The following is a 16,648-nucleotide window of genomic DNA, read 5'->3' on the forward strand; positions in this document are numbered from 1 at the left end:
GGCCTCACCTGTCAGCAGCGAATCGGGGTCGACCTGATCTCCAGGCCGTTGGGCGACCGAGGGGCTGAGAACACTCTCACCTTGGCAAGTCACTATCCGAGCCCTTGGCCAGATCCAACAGCCTCCGAGCTTGTCGGAATCCGGCATGACAGAAACCTGAACCGCGGTCGGATTGTTGCCAGAGGCCCCTATCAGCTAAGGCGCCGCGGCCGTGTGACGACCATTCGGTCAGTCCGGATCCGGCATGTCAGGTTTCTGTCACGCGCGGCACTGGTCGGAGCCGAACTGGCAGTGCCTCTATCTCTCGGGCGGGAATCGCAGACCCGCCGTTCCGAGCGAGGGTAAGGCTCGACGTAGGGCCTGCTGCCCTTGGTTGGATTCTTTCTGGCAACCGAAGGGAGTTTGCTATGGAGATGTTTCGTTCGCTGACCCCGAACCGCCCTGCGCAGAAGGGCTTCTGACAGCGCTGAAGCTCGATGAGCAAGGGCGCCGTCGTGGCGCTCTTGCTCACTTCAAGGACTGGATGAAGGGGAAGTCATGCAATCACGACCTGAGATCGAGGGGACCTTCGCGGGATGGCTGTACCGTCCGTACGTCGACCTCGGGCCTCGGCGTGCATCGGGAAGTCCGCTGACGATCGGGCTCGAACTCGCCGCCAAGGCATTCACAGAGAATGACGACTCCGTCAGCCGTTCGCACGGTACCCTCTTTCCCTCCGCGCGCCGCGCCATTGTCAGACGTGTGAGCAGCCCTTCCTATCAATTGGACGACCCACGCGAACTGGCCGTGCACCTGCGCACACCGGCCTGGCAGAAGCTGTGCGACACGCTCGACCTGTGGAACCAAGTGGACGCACCTGCCCGAGCGAGGGCGTTATGGCTGCTGCACAGAATGGGACTGCACAGGTGCATTCTCACCCTGGCCGTTCCGGATTTTCGGCACTTCGCCGGCAACCTGCCCACTGACGAAGCGGCCGTCTATTTCCTCCGGGGCCTCGCGAAGTCGACACTCTTCCAGGACGGTGAACTGCCGCCGGACCTTTCCGACCTCGAGTTCGTGGCGGAGTCGGCCTTGCCTGGCACCTGGCCCCATATCGAGGCCACTTATTTCCTGGCTCAGGTGAGCATGAAGGCACTCGACGATGTCCACCGGTTCCAGCACCACCTGCACAACCACGAGCTGTCGATCGGTGTCGCCGACGAGAGTGTGGGCGAGCCGAACAAGCTGCGCAGCCGGTTCCACCGGATCAAGGCCTTCCTGCCGCAACTCGAACGCGACAACGCCGGCATGGTCAGAGAGATGGATCTCGCCGAGCAGTACTGCGACCAGATGCCGCGGGGGTCGCTCAACGCCGAAGCCGACTGGCAGGCGCTGCGATGGGCACTGCTGGAAAGCCGTACCAAGGAACAGCTCGTCCTCGGCGACATCGAGGCAGCGGAGAAGTACGCGCGGGCCGCGGTGGACCACGCTCCGGTGGACCCCAGCGCGCGTCTGATTCTCGGTCAGGTTCTCATCGAGCGAGACGACATCGAGGGCGCCGTCGAGGCCTATCGATGGGCTGCGATCCTCGGACCACATGTTGTCCAGATCGCCGAATTCATGATCGGCCAGTGTTGCGAACGGCTCGGACGGCTCACCGAGGCCCGGCAGGCCTACGCCCAGTCGCTACAGGCCGACCCGCTGGCCATCTCCGCGATCGAACGTCTCGCCGCGCCCATTCCCCTCGAACCCGCACTCGCCACCTGGGTCAAGGAGCGCGAGCACACGCTTCGTGGATGGGACACCACCGCGGAAGCGGGGCCGCACTTGTACCAGCGCTACGGCGGAGTCCTGGGCAAGGGGTGACAGAACCGACATGAGTGACATCAGAGATCTCCGTCCCCAACTCGCCAACTTCCGCGACTACTGGCTGGGCTGGGGGCAAGTGGAGCGGTCCGACAGTGGGCTCGTCCGCTATCGCAGTGGGCCGGCCCACCCCATGCTCAACGGCGTCTTGAGGCTCGAAGATGGGGAGCGGCTGGAGCAAGCGCTCAGCGTGGCGAACGAAACTGACGCTGATATCGCCGGCTTCAGCGAGTGGGTGCACACCTACGGACCATCGTTGGACCTGCCCCCGAGCGAGTACGACAACGCCGCGTGCAACGAGGCCGGCCGGGCGGACGCCGACCGCATCGTCCGCCTCATAGGACGGGTCGATGGGCAGGCCGTCGGTACCGCGCTCATGTACGCCGCACACGGCATCGCCGGGATTTTCGTCGTCACGACCGCGAAGAGCCATCGTCGACGCGGAATCGGCACCGCACTGACGACCTCTGCGTTGCGTGCGGGGCGCGACCTGGGTCTGCGCATCGCCAGCCTCCACGCGACCGAACTGGGCGTCCCGGTCTACACGCGAATGGGCTTCGAAACAGTGGGCGGGTACGACCTCTACCACTTCCCCGAGTCCTGACCAGGTCGCGGTCGCGACGGTGGGGCTGTCACAAATCGGAGGTCTGTCGGAACTCTACTGGTAAAGAGAGGACACCAGCATGAGTTCCATTCTTGTCACCGGCGGGACCGGGCACCTCGGGCGTCCCACTGTCAGCCGGCTGCGCGCGGCCGGGCACCAGGTCCGCGTGCTGAGCCGGAAGCACGGTCCGGACCGGGTCGTCGCGGACCTCGCCACCGGCGCCGGCCTGGAGGTCGCGGTCGACGGCGCGGACGTGATCGTGCATCTGGCCACCAGCCTCGGTCGGCATGACGCAGAGCAGACTAGGCGCCTGGTCGAGGCCTCCGCGGGCGTCCCGCACCTGGTGGTGATGTCGATCGCCGGCATCGACCGCATCCCGCTCTCGTACTACAAGACCAAGCTCGAGGTCGAGCAGGTCGTCGAGGAGTCGGGGGTGCCGTACACGATCCAGCGGGCGACCCAGTTCCACGACCTGATCGACCGCGTCTTCAGCGCCCAGCGCTACCTTCCGGTCGTCGTCGCGCCGACGATGACGCTCCAGCCGATCGCGGTCGAAGACGTGGCCGCCCGGCTGACCGAGCTGGTCGGGCAGCCACCGGTGAAAGGCCGCGCGCCGGACATCGGCGGGCCCGAACGCCGGACGGTGCGCGACCTGGCCCGGATCTGGAAGCAGGCGAAGGGCTCGCACCGCCCAACGGTGCCGCTGCGGCTGGGCGGCAAGGTCTTCCGAGCCTTCGCGAACGGCGACGCGATGGTCGACGGGCCGGCGTACGGCCGGATCACCTTCGCGGAGTACCTCGGATGAGGACGTACGTCCGGACGGTGCTCGTGGTCTTTGCCGTGCTCCAGTTGACGTTCGGCGTCTGGCTGACGTTCGCCCCGCGCTCGTTCTACGACAACGTGCCGACGGTCGACTGGGATCCGCCGTACAGCGAGCATGCGTTCCGCGACTTCGGCAGCGCGTCGCTCGGGCTGGGCATCGTGCTGGCCGCGGCCGCGATCCGGCTCGACCGCCACCTCGCCACGGTGGCCCTGGTGGCGTACGTGGCGTTCGCGCTGCCGCACATGATCTTCCACGTCGGTCACCTGCATGCCGACGAAGTGGGCTGGTCGATCGTGCTCGCTCTGACGGTGACCCTGATGTTCGTGGTGCCGGCCAGTGCGCTCGCGGGCGTACGCAGACTGTGACAGCTGCGCCGGCTCACGCTCCGGCCGGCTTCACCGCCCAACCGGTGCTCCTCATGTCCGCCTCCTCGATCGACGGTCCCACCAACAAGGACACGAAAGCCGCGCAGTTTGTGACTCCCTCCTGCCACGTAGTCGCTTGAACCACGTGGCGGGCCGCAACTACGAGGGGGTCTACGTGGCCACCGTGGTCCGGTCCCGCGCGTGGCACCGCACTGTGATCCCAAGGCGGTGCGAACCCTGTCGCAGGCGGGAGGCCGGAAGAATGAACGCAGGACAGTTGACGCAGCGGACCGGCACTGAGCGAGCCGCGATCGAAGACGGTGCCTTCACGCCGGGTGAGGATCTCGAGGAGGCGGTTGCGATCTTCCTCCCGTTCCGGTCCCAGCTGGTGGCGATCGCTCGCCGCATCCTTGGCAACGCCAACGAGTCCGAGGACGTCGTCCAGGAGATCTGGGTCCGGTGGCAGCGGCTGGATCGTACGAAGATCCTGGACCCGAAGGCGCTGCTGGTGACCATGACCTGCCGGCTCGCGATGAACGTCAGCCGGTCCGCCCGCCGGCGGCACGAGACCGCCGTGGCAAGCCCGGGCCAGGAACTCACCGACCCGAGTCACGATCCAGCGGTCCACGCGGAGCAGCGCGACGCGGTCGCGGAGGCGGTGATGCTGATCGTCGGGTGCCTCACTCCGAGAGAACGCGCCGCACTCGTCCTGCGGGACGCGTTCGGCTACCCGTACGGACAGCTCTCCGACTTCCTCCACCTGCACCCGGCGAACACCAGGCAGATGGTCAGCCGCGCCCGGCGCCGGCTCGCCGCCGTGCGACCGGTGACCGTCGGCTCACAGACCCACGAAGAGTTCCTGCTCGCCTTTCTGGAGGCATCCCGGGCCGGCAACCTCGCCAACCTCGAGCAACTTCTCGCGGCCGACCTGGCCGGCTGACCCGGTACGTGGCAGCGGAGTACTCCCGTCCTACTCACTCCGCGACTGCTGGTACGCCGGCAGCGGAATACCAGCGCCCTGGGCGAGCTTGTTCGCGATCTGCTTGCGGGAGGCGATGCCGAGCTTCGAGAACACCTTGCGGAGGTGCCAGTCCACGGTGTGCGGGCTGAGGAACAGTCTGGCGCCGATCTCGGGATTCGTGAGTCCGTCGCCGGCGAGCCGGGCGATCTGCGCTTCCTGAGCAGTGAGGGCCGGGTGCCTCGCGCCGCTGCGTTCACGGACCTTCTTTCCGGCCGCCCGGAGCTCCCGGCGGGCACGTTCGGCGAACGCGTCCGCGCCGACCTGGCTCAGCATCTCGTACGCCGTCGTGAGCTGCTCTCGGGCCTCGGTACGGCGATTCTCCCGCTGCAACCACTCGCCGAACACCAGGTGCGTGCGAGCCAGATTCACGCGGCCCCTGGTCCGGGCGAGTCGCTCGATCGCCTCCCGGTAGAGGTCCTCGGCAGCGCTCCCCTGACTCAGCAGCGCGCGTGCACCCGCCTCGGCGCCGAGCGCCCAGTCCGTGCCACTGGCCCGGGCGGCCTCGGAGAGCTGCTCCAATGCCGGCGGTCCGGCCTCGGGCGAGCCACCGCGCACGGCCGCCTCGATGAACTCGGCCAAGGCCCACCGCGGCGCGCCGAACTCCTCCTGGTGCCTGGCGGCCGCGCGGGCGGCGGTCATCGCCTCGTCGTACTGACCGAGGCCGTTGCACAGCACCGCGTGATGGCAGTTCGCGACAGTGACCCCGAGGCCTTGGCCGTGCAACGCCCCCTCGCTGACGGTGGCGTCGACCAGCGCGCGTGCCTCACTCTCGCGACCCCGGACGGCGGCCAACGCGAGCGCCCCGAAGGGCGGTTGGACGGTCCCGATCGCGGTACTCACCGTTCGCACCTCCTCGACCACCGCGGCGGCCGCCGTCAGCTCGCCGGCGAACACGAGGACGACGGCGGACGAGTCCAGCGCCAGCGGGAGCCCGCTGAACGCGCCGGTCCGGCGGGTGAGCGCCACGTGCCGAGTCGTGACCGCCTGCCACCGCTCGAGATCCCAGAGATCTGCTGCGATGACGCCCGCGAGCAGAAGCCACCGCTGGGACTCCTCGACCGGCAGGTCATCGGCGGACAACGCCGTCAGGGCGCTCTCGATCATCGGCACCGAGGCGGTGAAGCCATCTGCCAGACGGACGGCCAACGCGTCCAGCAACCCGTCGGCGGCGCGCGGCACCTGCATCGGCGGCGCACTGCGCGCCGCCGTCCCCACCTCCTGCCACCCCGGGCTCCGCGCGAGGTGCCCGGCGAAGATCACCGCCGAGACGGCTTCCAAGTAGGTGTCCCGAGCGAGCGGTACGTCGAGGTTCTCGAGCCGGCGCGCCGCGGCGAGCAGTGGCGCGGGCGCTTCCAGCCCGCGTCCCTGCGCGAACGCGAGACCGGCATGCAGGACGTCGATCCGTGCACGCGCCAGCTCGTCCGGTGGGTCCGCCGTCGCTGTCACGAGCAGATCGCTCGCCGCTTCGAAGGCTCCGGCCTGGTACCTCGCCTGTGCGGCTTCCAGCGCACGGGCCGAACGACGGCCGGGATCGTCCGTCAGCTCTACCGCTCGTTCCAGGAACGCAGCGACCGCGGCGAGGCCGCCGCGCGTCTGGGCGCGGGCTGCCGAACGCTCGAGTTCCACCGCGACGTCCTCATCGGGGTCCGACGCGGCCTGCGCACGATGCCAGGCGCGGCGATCCGGATCCACGTCCGGGTCGATCGATTCCGCCAAGGCCCGATGCGCCGTCCGGCGGTCTGTCGGCGATGCGATCCGGTACGTCGCCGAGCGCACCAGCGGATGCCGGAACCGTACTCGCGAGTCGAGGGTCATCAGCTCGGCGGCGGGTCCGGCTGCGGCGTCGACGTCGACGCCCAACCGCCTGGCGGCCCGTCGCAACAGTTCGACGTCACCGACCGGTTCGGCCGACGCCATCAGCATGAGCGAGCGGGTCTGGGCCGGAAGCGACGCGATCCGGCGGCCGAACTCCCGCTCGACCTGGCTCGACAACTGCTGAGCCCGGACCGGGCCGGAGCCGCCGACCAGCCCCGCGGGTGTCCATCTGCGCGGCAGTTCGATCAGGGCCAGCGGGTTGCCGCGGGATTCCGCGAGGATGCGGTCCCGGACCTGTTGGTCGAGCGGCGCGGTGACCACGGAGTCGAGCAGCCTCCGGGAGTCCCGCTCGAGCAACCCGCCGACCGGCAGTTCCGGGAGGCCGGCCAGCGTTTCCCGCTGCGTGGGTTCGCGGACGGCGAACGCGAGAACGACCGACTCCGCGAGCAGCCGGCGGCCGACGAACCCCAGGGTCAGTGCGGACGCCTGATCCAGCCACTGCGCGTCATCGACCAGGCAGACCAACGGCTGCTCCCCGCCTGCCTGGGCGAGCAGGCTCAGCGCGGCCAGACCGACCAGGAACGGTTCCGGCGGCATCCCGGCGCGAAGACCGAACGCCGCACTGAGCGCATCCCGTTGCGGCCCCGGAAGCTGGTCCAGACCGGAGAGCAGCGGCGAACACATCTGGTGCAGACCGGCGTACGGGAGTTCCATCTCCGACTGGATGCCGGCCGCCCGCACGACCCGGCTCCCGGCAGCCCGGTCGAAGAGGTAGTTCAGCAACTCGGTCTTGCCGATGCCTGCCTCGCCGCGCAGTACCAAGGCCGCGCTACGGCCTGCCCTGGCGCCCGCCACGAGGTCGTCCAGAACCTGACACTCGTCTCGCCGCCCAACCAGCCCGGCGCCTGACCGGCTCGGTGCCACCGATCGAGCGTACTGCACGCCCCACCACAGCGTCTCCATCCCGCTGCGATACATCAGTGCCTGAAGCAACAGCTGGTGGAGCGTCCGAGAGGTCTGGGCCTCAGGGCTTGTCGGCGGCCGATGCAAGCGTGGAGCAGTACTCACGGATGAGGGCGATCACGGTGTCCGCGGTGCGGTCGAGGTGACTGCGCCCATCGGGCAGGAGCGCCGTCGGGCTGATGTAACTACGCGGTCCGACGTGGGTCGCCGGCTCGAGCAGCTGCACCGTGATCTTTCCGGCGCGCACCGCACGATTCCATCCGCTGCGGCGGAACAGTCGCCACCGCTGCGGGAAGATCCAGGTCCCGAGCCGTTCGATGCGATCTCTCGAGCTGGTCAGCTGGTACACATGGTCGACCCGACTGAGGTCGTTGGCGCCGTTGTGAAAACCACCGAGCATGACCACCAGCACCGGGCAGTGCAGTGCGCGCCGCAACCCGTCGACGGCGCCGGTCGAGACCTGAGCACCTCCGCTGTAGCTGAGCAGCACCACCGGGATGTCACTGCCGGTCCGATATCCGGCCAGCCGGAGCTGGATGGCGATCTGGTCACCGACGGCCTGGTTGTAGAGGGGCCGGTACCGGCGGTCCGCCGCGACGAAGGTCTGCATGACGTTGTGCAGGAACAGCAACAGACCGGCTCGCCTCCGCAGCCACGCCCAGACCGGTCGATCAGCAAGCGGGGCGGCGAGCGGCGAGTAGGGCTGTACCTGGCCCAGGACCCGCAGCTCCGGTGCTCCGGCGATCACAGCCTGGACGAGCTGGCCACCGTCCCGGGTGTCACGGAACTGACGTTTCCCGATGCCGTCGAGATAGACCAGGTACGCCGTCGGCGGGCGATCCGCGGACGCTCCACGGGCATACGGCAGGCCGGCCGGGAGCTTGGTCGTCGAGGCTCGCCAGCCGACGCTGTACGCGAGGAGTTCGTAGCGCGCCAGAAGGCCCTCGACGATCAGAGCCAGACCGAGCCCACCGAGCACGAGCAGCAGACCGGTCATGCGCCGGACTCCCCCACGCCGAGTGCGAGCGCCCTCGCGACGAGACGTCGTACGACGTCGACGGCACAAGCGAGCCCGACGGCCGCAACCGCCACGCACCCTGCCGCGAGTCCCCACTCCAGTCCGCTGGCTGTTGCCAGCGGACCGGTCAGGCTGACCGCGACCGCAGTCAGAAGCACCACGTGAAGCAGCGGCCCGAGCCATGGGAACGCAAGCACGCCCGCGAGGACCAGCGGTGCGATGAGGCCCGGCGTCCAGACCAGAGCGGAAGCATTCGGCGGCGGCTCGGACAGCAGCCCAGCGACCGTCCACGCGGTCCTTGGCCACATCGCAATCACCGCGCTCTCGATCAGGGCACCGGTCACCAGCAACCCGACGACCACGGGCCGGGACATCCCGGGACGGCGAGACACCAACGGCAGGACGCGCCCGACCGCTTCGGACAACCCGGCGACAAGCAACAGCACGAGAACCGGTGACATCGGTCAGCCCCGCTCGGGGGCGTTGACGGGCGCCCCCAGATACCGCTCGAGTTCGTCGGCGGCCCGGCGGTAGCCACCCGGCTCACGCTCGGCGACCTGGAGAGCGAGAGCCGCCGTTCGATACCCGGGCTCTTCGAGGAGCTGCCGGGCGAGCGTCCGTACGAGCGCCCCGGTGACGTCCTGAGTGCGGATCGTCAGACCGGCGCCGAGTTCCACGATCCGGCCGGCCACCAGCGGTTGATCGGCGCCTTGGGGAACGACGAGCATCGGCACCCCGGCGTACATCGCCTCGTTCACCCCGTTCATGCCGCCGTGCGTGACGAACAACGACGCGCGATCCAGCACGTCCGGCTGCGGGACGGAACGACGTACCAGAACGTTGGCCGGCCAGGGTGCGAGCGCGGACGGGTCGGTCTGTCCGGTTGCGATGACCACGGTGTCGACCAGAGGTGCGAGCGCGGACGCGAACGTGTGGAGCAGCTGCGGATCGGCTTTGAACACGGTGCCCAGTGAGACGTAGGCAACCCGGGACCGCAGGCTGTCGATGGGGAACGAGGGGTCGGGCGGCCGGGCGCCGATGCTCGGCCCGACGAAGCGGTACGACTCGTCGAACCCTTCCGCACCGGGCTGGAAGGTGCGCGAGGTGTAGACGAGGTTGAGTGCCTGACGAATGTTGCCTAGGTCAACCAATGGCAGCCCGTGCCGACGGAGCTGCCACCGGGCCCGGAGGTAGCCCTCGACGGTGCGCGGATGCGTCGCGGCGGCCAGCAGCAAGCCCCTCGACAGCTCGGTCGGGCTTGGTGCGTGGCGGTTGAAGGCGAAGGTGGTGAACGAGGACGCCGCCGGCACCCTGAGGTTGCGTGCGGCAACGGCACCCCACGGACAGGCCGAGTCGTGGACGATCAGATCCGGCCGGAGCTCGCGCAGATCGTCGAGTACGCCGGGAAGCACCTGTACGGCGGTGCGCGCGAGTCCGTCCAGCAAGGCGATCGGAGTCGGCGGATCGGGCAGCGCCTGATCGCCACCGGCGTACAGCCGCACCGTGGCGCCGGCCCGCTCGACCCCGGGCGCGAAGGCGGGTGAGGTGTGATAGCTGACCCGGTGGCCACGCTGGACGAGTTCGGCGACGATCGGCAAGGTCGGGTTGACCCGGCCGTGCATGGCGATGTTCAGGAAGGCGATGGTGCTCATGGGGCTCCCGTCTCGACGTGAGCGGACGACCGCTCGGGGCCGGCTCGATACAGTCCGGGGCCGTCGACCTCGAGTGCGTCGAGAAACCGCTCGGCCGCGACGGTCGCGGTGCTGATCAGCCGATGTGAGTGCCCGAAGTCCCACGGGGCAGGCCATTTGTCGACGCCCGTCGGCAGGACAACGGTGGGGATGTACTCAGACACGTCGTGCAGATCGCACTCGATCTGGTGGTGTACCTGGAGCACGGCGGCCCGCGAGGCGATCGCACCGGCGCGCTGCCGTGGTGTCGCCGGCGGCAACGGCCAGCTCGCCGGCCCGGTGGAGAGAACCAGTACGCTCGCAGCCCCCGCCGCGTACGCCGCCTGCACCGGAACGTAAGCGATCAGGCCACCGTCGACGAGAGTCCGCCCGTCCCGTACCACCGGTGGCAGCACACCCGGGATGGCGGAACTCGCCAGCAACGCGGTCTCGAGGTCGCCGTCGTCGAGACGTACCTCCGCACCGGACGCGAGGTCCATCGCGACCGCCGTGAATGGGACCGGCAGTTGCTCGATCCGCGCCGGCAGTTCAGCTTCCGCGATCAGTCGCCGGAGGCCACGATCGGAGAACAGACTCGCCCGCGAGGACAAGTAGCCGAGCGGAAACACCTCACGGCGACGGAGGTGGGCCGCGCCCAGTACGCCTCCGCCACCCAGGACCGCGGCAACCGGCCGCGGCAGCCTCGCCAGCCCTCCAGTGATCGTGTCTCGCATGACCCACCTCGTCGCGCTGAACAACCCCTCACTGAAGAGTCCCCGCACTGCCCCGCTTTGTGACACAGGGCCTAGAACTGTGCTGACGACAGCTACCCTTCTCGACCAGACCGAGTTGAGCGCGGCCGTCACCAGCCGCGGGCGCGCCACTCGTCGAGGTGGGGGCGCTCGGCTGAGACCACGGTCGAGCGCCCGTGCCCGGGATAGATCATGGTCGCGTGGTCGGCCGGCAGCAGTAGTTGCTCGACCGATTGCATGATCGCGGGGAAATCGGACAACGGCCAGCCCGTCAATCCGGGACCACCAGGGAACAAGGTGTCGCCGGTGAGTAGCTTGCCGGGCAGCGCGAGGGTGACACTGCCCGGGGTGTGACCGGGCGTGTGGATCACAGACACCCGCAGCCCGCCGACCCGCAGCACGTCGCCGTCCACCAACTCGCGGTCGATCACGCCGTCCCACAGCTTCTCTCGCCGGTCGAACGCGAGCACTCCGGTGGGGAGCAGGTCGGCAGTAGCCGTTCCGGCATCCCAGTGCCCCGTGCGCTCGCCTTGCCTCAACTCGTGCGACCAAACCTCTCCCTCGGCCTGGTGAGCGAGAACAGGTACGTCGAGGCGTTCGCTCAACTCGGGCAGTGCCAGGACGTGATCCCAGTGCGCATGGGTGAGCGCCAGTCCCACGACCTCGAGGCCGGCCAACCCTGCCAGGATCCGCTCGGGGTCGGCGCCGGGGTCGACCACGAGCGCCTTCCCCTGGTCATGGATGATCCAGCAGTTTGTTTCCAGGGGGCCGACGACGATGCGGTGCAGCATTACGCCGGCTCCGCGACGCGCCGTACGATCTCGGCGTACACGCGGCGGTCGCTCTTGTCGACGACGGGGTAGCCGGCAGCCCAGGGTCCTTCCCAGTGGACGACGATGCCCGGATTGAACTCCGAGCTGCCGTCCGGAAAGAACAAGTGGGGACTGCCCTGGATCTCCTCGCTCCGGCTGACCTGATAGTCATCCATCAGGTGCCGGCGGTAGGCGCCGGAGTCCAGGTCGTCGGCGAGGCGGTCGACATCCAGGTCATTCTCCGCCGCCTGCTCGAGGATCACGGCACGGTGACCGATCGAACGACTGTGCAGCCAGAATGCGCGCCGGAGTGCGCGGTCCAGGCGCGCGCTCGCCTCCAGACCTTGATGCTTGGCGGCGAGGACAGCCTCGGCGGCGAGCAGGACCGTGTTCGGATAGAGGTCATCTCGTTCGGTCCAGACCCGGAAGCCGACCTCGGGCGCAATCTGGCCGAGACCAACCGCTTCGGTGTCCGTACCCCGGCGCGGGTGTGGTCCGTTGAACAGCTCGAGCGGGAAGACATGGTGGTCGAAGGCAACTACATCGGTCAGCCCGAGTTGTTCGCGGGCCTCCCACAGCCGGTGCAGCGCGACGTGGGCGAACGGACACAGCAGATCCGACCAGACCTGGATCGTGCCGGAGCTGACCTCGGGCCGCTTCATTCCTCCTCCTTGTGCTCGGTCCCAGGCGGATTGGTGACGAACCGGTCGGGTTGCACGAGCACAGCAGTACGACGCTCTGCCGCCATGACGCGGTCGTACTCGTCGAAGTCCGGATGGCTTCCGCCGGCCGCGACAAAGATGTCCCGGAGCAACTGCCGCAACGCTTCCCGGTCGAGACCGGGCAGCGGGTCGTCCGGCCCGGCCAGCTCGACCCGCCCCTCGACGCCGACCCACTCCCATCCCGCTCGGAACACCAGAGTGCACTCCGGCCGGGATCGCAGGTTCCGCAGCTTCGCCGTTCCGCCTCTCGCGACGAAACCGACCACCTGCTCACCGCTGACCGGATGCGCAAGGACTCCGGCGTTCACGACACTCGATGCGGGACTCCCGGATGCCCGCAGCGTGGTCAGGACAGCCAGCCACTGATCAGCACTCCCGAGCTCACGCACCAGCGATAACCCGTCAGACAGCTCCACCATGACCCCTCCACTAATCCGGACCACAGTCCGGATCACACACCATACCGGACCGCGGTCCGAATCACCACCGCGTTCTTGACCGGCCTGGGGGCACGGTCCTGGTCGGGGCTGTTCATGCGGCTGGTTCGTGTCGGCGAGCGAGGACTCGGGCTGCGATGGCCGGGCGCAGCAGCGCTGCTGGCGGGTCCAGCAGGTTCGTGACCCGGCTGAACGCCTTCGACACCACCTCGTCATGTGCCGCGGCGGCGTACAACCGATCGAGGTAGCGATTCACCATTCGGGTACGGGCGTCGCGCGGCCCGTCGACGCCCGGCAAAGCGGCATCACCGCCGGTCGCGATCTGCCACGGGATGTCGATGACCGGACGGACGTCGCGGAAGAACCGCAACGCGTCGAACGACTCGGCACCGGCGACGGCAGGAGCGTCACCGAGTCGCAGCGCCTCGACCCCCGCGACCGACATGCCCTGCCCGTACATCGGGTTGAACGAGCACATCGCATCCCCAACCACCACGAACCCCTTCGGGAACCGCCGCAGCTCGTCGTAGCGATGCCGCACGCTGCCCGGGTACCGAAACTTCACCGGCTCATCGAGCGGTACGGACGCCTCGATGATGTCGGCGACGTACGGCAACGGCAGCCGGCGCGCATAGGCCCGATATCCCGCGTCGTCGAGCGGCGCGTGGTCACCGAGGATGCCGAACAGCGTGATGACCGCCCGCCCGGCCTCCTCCAGCATGACCGCGCCGCCGCGAGGCGCCGCCGCGGAGGGTCCGATGATGACTGCGATGTCGCCGTCGAGCAACGCCGGGTCGACCTCGTAGTGCCTCGACACATACGCGAGGTCGACCTGCAGCTGCTCCTCCCGCGGACGCTCGTAGTCGAGCTCGGCAAGCCATCGCGGAGCCCGCGACCCACGCCCGGTCGCATCGACGACGAGATCCGCGGAGATGGTTCCCACCCCGCCGCCGTCGCGCCGCTGCACGATTGCCCCGGTGACCCGTCCGGCACCCGGGTCGGCGTCGATGCCGACAATGTCCGTCCCGTGCCACACCCCGACGCCCGGCAACGCGAACACCTTCGCCCGCAGGTAGTTCTCGAGGTACGGGCGACTGAACGACAACGCGGTCATGCCGATCGGCGCCTGCTTCAGCCGGTATCCGTTCGTGCAGAACCGAACGTTGCCCAGTACGTCGCCACTCGGCACACCGGCCGCGACGAGCTCCTCGGTCGCCCCGGGGAACAACTGCTCGACGACATTCAACCCGGCGGCAAGCAACCCGTGGGCGTGCCGGCCCTGCGGTACACCACGCCGTACCTCTCGCTCTCGCGGATCAGCCACCGGATCACCGGCCCACTCCCCGCTGAGCTCGTCGCGCTCGACGATGATGACGTGCTCGAAATGCTCACTGAGTACCCGTGCCGTCAACAACCCGGCCATGCTGCCGCCGAGAACCACGGCTTGACGATCGTCCATACCCTTCCGGCGTTCCAACCCGTTCCAGGTAGCGCGCACTGTCGGCCCTCAACACGCGTCCGGACCGCTGCTACGGAACGTGCGCCCGTTCCACCCACACGGCTCCCAGGCCGGGAGCAGGCAGCTTCTCCGAGAGGCGATCCAGCGTGACCCACCTGATCCAGATCGAAGACCTCCCCTCGCCGGGCTGGGCGCCCGCCCCGGCCGACCAGTACGTCGTGGCAGTGGTCGGGCCGCACGACGCGGTCACCGAAGCGGCGAGCTGGTGAGAGCAGCATCCGGGTGTCCGGGCGAAGCGCTACGGCTACCACGAGGAAGCCGAAGTCATCGGCCAGGTGTCGACGTCACTCAACAGCGCAGGGCCAGCCTCGCGATCACGACGGTCGACACGCTCATGGGCAGGCCGCGGAACCTTTACAAGCTGAGGTTCTGAAGCCGCTGTGGCAGGGCTACTCGTCGTCCGTGGAGCCGTCGAGGAAGGTCTCCGGCGGGAGGTCCCGGATGGCGTTGCGCAGCTTGAAGAAGCCGGCCAGCTCCTGGAAACACTCCTCACAGCCGGCGACGTGGCGTTCGACGATGCGTTCGTCAGCCGCCGAGAGCAGACCGAAGGCGTACGCGCCGAGGGCCGGACGCCCTTCCCCGCAGAAACCCATCGTCCGGCCCTCCCACAGCGTCGATCGACTACTCGTTGCCTTCAGCAACGAGCGACCGCAGGAGCTGACGCTCCGCCAGCTGCTTCCCGAACGGAACCAGGAGCAGGACGAGCGCGACGACCCAGGCGAGCACGCTCAGCAGCGCCTGCGGAGCAGGCTGCCAACCCCGCTCGGTGAACCCGAACAGTCCCACCGTCCGGGATCCGACGAAACCGCCGAGCCCGCTGAGACAAAGGCCGATCGCGACGATCCGGAGGACGGTCGCGTTCCGCACGAGCAGAAGCACCGCCACCGCGAACGAAGCGGCCGCGTCCCATCGGAAGGACGTCCCGATGTACGGGATGGCGTGGTAGCTGCGCACGTACAGCTGCGCGTGGACGTAACCGACGACCGCGAGGCAGATGGCCACCGGTAGCGCGGCCAGGGTGGGGCGAAAGGTTCTCATGCGAGTTCCACGTCCTTGATCGCGAGGCGGTCGTTGCCTTCGACGTACTGCACCTCGCGGATCCCGAGCGCGGCCTTGAGCTTCCCGGCCGGCAGGGTGACCGGGGTCGGTGCCGGGCGCTCACCGGGCCGCGGCAGCGGGTACGCCGTGGTGGTCGCACTGTGGAACGTGATGTTGCCTTCGGTCTTGGTGAACAACTGGTGGATGTGGCCGTTCAGGCACGTCACCGACGAGAACCGCTTCAGGTAGCTGAGCGCCTGGGTGGCATCATCGGTTCCCCAACCCCACTTGGGGTACAGCGCGAACAGCGGAATGTGGCTGAACACGACAATGGGCGTGTCGGAGGACAACTTCGCGACATCCTGCCGGACGAACTCGACCTGGTCCTTGCCGAGATGCCCGAGGCTCTCCAGGCTCAGCGTGTTCACCAACGAGATGAAGTGCACACCGCCCATGTCGAAGCTGTACCACCCGTCCCCGACGGTCCCCTTGCCGAACACGTTGCGGTATTTCTGACCGTGGTCGTCGACCGAGTCGTGCTCGCCCGGCACGGTGAACACGTGGCCGGTGTTCAGATCGCCCATCATTTGTTTGACCTGGTCGAACTGCGCGGGCGTCGACAAATGCGTCAGATCACCGGTGTGCATGACGAAATCCGACCGGTACGGCAGGGCATTGATCTGCTGGATCGCATCGGCGAAGGACTGCTCGACGGCGGTGTTCGCCGTCCCTTTGAATCCGAGATGGCTGTCGCTGATCTGCAGGAATCGCAACGCGTTCGGATCTTTCTGGAGGGCCGCCGGCTGTTCGTCCGGGCGGGCGATCTGGCTGATCACCTCGCCTCCGGTCACCGTCAGCACCACGGCCGCACCGAACCAGGCGGTGTGCCGCATCAACTGACGACGCGTCATGCCTTCCGGGCTGTGATCGTCCTCGAGGCTCATGCCGTGACCACCACCGTGCCGGTCATGAACGGGTGGATCGTGCACAGGTAGTCGAACGTGCCGGCCTTCGTGAACGTGTACTGGAACTTGTCACCCTTCTGCAGCGTGCTCGACTTCAACGGGCCGTTGCCGTTCTGACTGGTCACCGTGTGCGGATCCTGGTCGTCGTTGGTCCAGGTCACCGTGGTGCCGACCTTGACTGTGACACTCTGCGGCCCGAACGCGAACTCCTTGATGTCCACGGCGTTGCCGGCGATCGCAGGACCGGCGGGAGCTGCCGGCGACGTCGACATACCCGGC

Annotated in this window: 19 protein-coding genes; 6 read left to right on the forward strand and 13 right to left on the reverse strand. The window is 68.3% G+C overall.

What is annotated here, in order from left to right; genetic code table 11:
* The first annotated feature begins 537 nt into the window (after positions 1 to 537).
* From ACZ6O0_RS03195 to ACZ6O0_RS03215, 5 genes are all read left to right on the forward strand, one after another.
* Entirely contained in the window at positions 538 to 1,845 is a 1,308-nt protein-coding gene (locus ACZ6O0_RS03195; protein WP_465763152.1) for a tetratricopeptide repeat protein, read from the forward strand.
* A 10-nt stretch (positions 1,846 to 1,855) separates the two neighbouring features.
* Positions 1,856 to 2,449: a GNAT family N-acetyltransferase gene (locus ACZ6O0_RS03200; protein WP_465763153.1), complete on the forward strand. Its 594-nt coding sequence runs from the start codon at positions 1,856 to 1,858 to the stop codon at positions 2,447 to 2,449.
* 79 nt (positions 2,450 to 2,528) lie between these two features.
* The gene (locus tag ACZ6O0_RS03205; RefSeq protein WP_465763154.1) at positions 2,529 to 3,254 is read left to right on the forward strand and encodes an SDR family oxidoreductase; all 726 of its coding nucleotides are present in this window, start codon (positions 2,529 to 2,531) and stop codon (positions 3,252 to 3,254) included.
* Positions 3,251 to 3,637 carry a DUF4345 family protein gene (locus tag ACZ6O0_RS03210; protein WP_465763155.1) on the forward strand — a complete coding sequence of 129 codons (387 nt, stop codon included), beginning with the start codon at positions 3,251 to 3,253 and terminating at the stop codon, positions 3,635 to 3,637. The genes ACZ6O0_RS03205 and ACZ6O0_RS03210 overlap by 4 nt, the downstream gene beginning before the upstream one ends.
* A 262-nt stretch (positions 3,638 to 3,899) precedes the next feature.
* Positions 3,900 to 4,577 (forward strand): sigma-70 family RNA polymerase sigma factor, encoded by a 678-nt coding sequence (locus ACZ6O0_RS03215; RefSeq protein ID WP_465763156.1) that lies wholly within the window; start codon positions 3,900 to 3,902, stop codon positions 4,575 to 4,577.
* A 30-nt stretch (positions 4,578 to 4,607) separates the two neighbouring features.
* Here the strand turns inward: ACZ6O0_RS03215 and ACZ6O0_RS03220 are convergent, their stop codons facing one another.
* The 9 genes from ACZ6O0_RS03220 to ACZ6O0_RS03260 form a co-directional block, all read right to left on the reverse strand.
* A complete protein-coding gene (locus tag ACZ6O0_RS03220; RefSeq protein WP_465763157.1) occupies positions 4,608 to 7,397 on the reverse strand; it encodes a helix-turn-helix transcriptional regulator in 2,790 nt (929 codons plus the stop codon).
* A gap of 100 nt (positions 7,398 to 7,497) precedes the next feature.
* Entirely contained in the window at positions 7,498 to 8,433 is a 936-nt protein-coding gene (locus ACZ6O0_RS03225; protein WP_465763158.1) for a hypothetical protein, read from the reverse strand.
* Positions 8,430 to 8,915, reverse strand: coding sequence for a hypothetical protein (locus ACZ6O0_RS03230; protein ID WP_465763159.1), 486 nt, complete (start codon positions 8,913 to 8,915; stop codon positions 8,430 to 8,432). Before ACZ6O0_RS03230 ends, ACZ6O0_RS03225 begins: the two co-directional genes overlap by 4 nt.
* Positions 8,916 to 8,918: 3 nt before the next feature.
* A complete protein-coding gene (locus tag ACZ6O0_RS03235) occupies positions 8,919 to 10,106 on the reverse strand; it encodes a macrolide family glycosyltransferase (protein ID WP_465763160.1) in 1,188 nt (395 codons plus the stop codon).
* Entirely contained in the window at positions 10,103 to 10,858 is a 756-nt protein-coding gene (locus ACZ6O0_RS03240) for a patatin-like phospholipase family protein (protein WP_465763161.1), read from the reverse strand. The genes ACZ6O0_RS03235 and ACZ6O0_RS03240 overlap by 4 nt, the downstream gene beginning before the upstream one ends.
* A gap of 128 nt (positions 10,859 to 10,986) precedes the next feature.
* Positions 10,987 to 11,667 carry an MBL fold metallo-hydrolase gene (locus ACZ6O0_RS03245; RefSeq protein ID WP_465763162.1) on the reverse strand — a complete coding sequence of 227 codons (681 nt, stop codon included), beginning with the start codon at positions 11,665 to 11,667 and terminating at the stop codon, positions 10,987 to 10,989.
* Positions 11,667 to 12,350 carry a DsbA family oxidoreductase gene (locus ACZ6O0_RS03250; protein WP_465763163.1) on the reverse strand — a complete coding sequence of 228 codons (684 nt, stop codon included), beginning with the start codon at positions 12,348 to 12,350 and terminating at the stop codon, positions 11,667 to 11,669. The genes ACZ6O0_RS03245 and ACZ6O0_RS03250 overlap by 1 nt, the downstream gene beginning before the upstream one ends.
* Positions 12,347 to 12,829, reverse strand: a complete 483-nt coding sequence (locus tag ACZ6O0_RS03255) for a pyridoxamine 5'-phosphate oxidase family protein (RefSeq protein ID WP_465763164.1) — start codon at positions 12,827 to 12,829, stop codon at positions 12,347 to 12,349. The genes ACZ6O0_RS03250 and ACZ6O0_RS03255 overlap by 4 nt, the downstream gene beginning before the upstream one ends.
* A 112-nt stretch (positions 12,830 to 12,941) precedes the next feature.
* Positions 12,942 to 14,306 carry an FAD-dependent oxidoreductase gene (locus ACZ6O0_RS03260; protein ID WP_465763165.1) on the reverse strand — a complete coding sequence of 455 codons (1,365 nt, stop codon included), beginning with the start codon at positions 14,304 to 14,306 and terminating at the stop codon, positions 12,942 to 12,944.
* A gap of 146 nt (positions 14,307 to 14,452) precedes the next feature.
* On the opposite strand from ACZ6O0_RS03260, the gene ACZ6O0_RS03265 reads away from it, so the two are divergent.
* On the forward strand, positions 14,453 to 14,575 hold the full coding sequence (locus ACZ6O0_RS03265; RefSeq protein WP_465763166.1) for a hypothetical protein: 123 nt from the start codon (positions 14,453 to 14,455) through the stop codon (positions 14,573 to 14,575).
* Between the two features lie 180 nt (positions 14,576 to 14,755).
* Here the strand turns inward: ACZ6O0_RS03265 and ACZ6O0_RS03270 are convergent, their stop codons facing one another.
* The 4 genes from ACZ6O0_RS03270 to ACZ6O0_RS03285 are packed head-to-tail and all read right to left on the reverse strand — an operon-like array spanning position 14,756 to position 16,641.
* Positions 14,756 to 14,959 (reverse strand): anti-sigma factor family protein, encoded by a 204-nt coding sequence (locus tag ACZ6O0_RS03270; protein ID WP_465763167.1) that lies wholly within the window; start codon positions 14,957 to 14,959, stop codon positions 14,756 to 14,758.
* Positions 14,960 to 14,987: 28 nt separating this feature from the next.
* Entirely contained in the window at positions 14,988 to 15,404 is a 417-nt protein-coding gene (locus ACZ6O0_RS03275) for a hypothetical protein (protein ID WP_465763168.1), read from the reverse strand.
* Entirely contained in the window at positions 15,401 to 16,348 is a 948-nt protein-coding gene (locus ACZ6O0_RS03280) for a metallophosphoesterase family protein (protein ID WP_465763169.1), read from the reverse strand. Before ACZ6O0_RS03280 ends, ACZ6O0_RS03275 begins: the two co-directional genes overlap by 4 nt.
* The gene (locus tag ACZ6O0_RS03285) at positions 16,345 to 16,641 is read right to left on the reverse strand and encodes a plastocyanin/azurin family copper-binding protein (protein WP_465763170.1); all 297 of its coding nucleotides are present in this window, start codon (positions 16,639 to 16,641) and stop codon (positions 16,345 to 16,347) included. Before ACZ6O0_RS03285 ends, ACZ6O0_RS03280 begins: the two co-directional genes overlap by 4 nt.
* Positions 16,642 to 16,648: the final 7 nt, after the last annotated feature.

This window comes from Kribbella sp. NPDC048837 (assembly GCF_055586945.1).

What these genes read in the sequence shown, in the direction of transcription:
- ACZ6O0_RS03195 (WP_465763152.1), top strand. Translation starts at nt 538, where the DNA reads ATGCAATCACGACCTGAGATCGAGGGGACCTTCGCGGGATGGCTGTAC.
- ACZ6O0_RS03200 (WP_465763153.1), top strand. Translation starts at nt 1,856, where the DNA reads ATGAGTGACATCAGAGATCTCCGTCCCCAACTCGCCAACTTCCGCGAC.
- ACZ6O0_RS03205 (WP_465763154.1), top strand. Translation starts at nt 2,529, where the DNA reads ATGAGTTCCATTCTTGTCACCGGCGGGACCGGGCACCTCGGGCGTCCC.
- ACZ6O0_RS03210 (WP_465763155.1), top strand. Translation starts at nt 3,251, where the DNA reads ATGAGGACGTACGTCCGGACGGTGCTCGTGGTCTTTGCCGTGCTCCAG.
- ACZ6O0_RS03215 (WP_465763156.1), top strand. Translation starts at nt 3,900, where the DNA reads ATGAACGCAGGACAGTTGACGCAGCGGACCGGCACTGAGCGAGCCGCG.
- ACZ6O0_RS03225 (WP_465763158.1), bottom strand. Translation starts at nt 8,433, where the DNA reads ATGACCGGTCTGCTGCTCGTGCTCGGTGGGCTCGGTCTGGCTCTGATC.
- ACZ6O0_RS03230 (WP_465763159.1), bottom strand. Translation starts at nt 8,915, where the DNA reads ATGTCACCGGTTCTCGTGCTGTTGCTTGTCGCCGGGTTGTCCGAAGCG.
- ACZ6O0_RS03235 (WP_465763160.1), bottom strand. Translation starts at nt 10,106, where the DNA reads ATGAGCACCATCGCCTTCCTGAACATCGCCATGCACGGCCGGGTCAAC.
- ACZ6O0_RS03240 (WP_465763161.1), bottom strand. Translation starts at nt 10,858, where the DNA reads ATGCGAGACACGATCACTGGAGGGCTGGCGAGGCTGCCGCGGCCGGTT.
- ACZ6O0_RS03245 (WP_465763162.1), bottom strand. Translation starts at nt 11,667, where the DNA reads ATGCTGCACCGCATCGTCGTCGGCCCCCTGGAAACAAACTGCTGGATC.
- ACZ6O0_RS03250 (WP_465763163.1), bottom strand. Translation starts at nt 12,350, where the DNA reads ATGAAGCGGCCCGAGGTCAGCTCCGGCACGATCCAGGTCTGGTCGGAT.
- ACZ6O0_RS03255 (WP_465763164.1), bottom strand. Translation starts at nt 12,829, where the DNA reads ATGGTGGAGCTGTCTGACGGGTTATCGCTGGTGCGTGAGCTCGGGAGT.
- ACZ6O0_RS03260 (WP_465763165.1), bottom strand. Translation starts at nt 14,306, where the DNA reads ATGGACGATCGTCAAGCCGTGGTTCTCGGCGGCAGCATGGCCGGGTTG.
- ACZ6O0_RS03270 (WP_465763167.1), bottom strand. Translation starts at nt 14,959, where the DNA reads ATGGGTTTCTGCGGGGAAGGGCGTCCGGCCCTCGGCGCGTACGCCTTC.
- ACZ6O0_RS03275 (WP_465763168.1), bottom strand. Translation starts at nt 15,404, where the DNA reads ATGAGAACCTTTCGCCCCACCCTGGCCGCGCTACCGGTGGCCATCTGC.
- ACZ6O0_RS03280 (WP_465763169.1), bottom strand. Translation starts at nt 16,348, where the DNA reads ATGAGCCTCGAGGACGATCACAGCCCGGAAGGCATGACGCGTCGTCAG.
- ACZ6O0_RS03285 (WP_465763170.1), bottom strand. Translation starts at nt 16,641, where the DNA reads ATGTCGACGTCGCCGGCAGCTCCCGCCGGTCCTGCGATCGCCGGCAAC.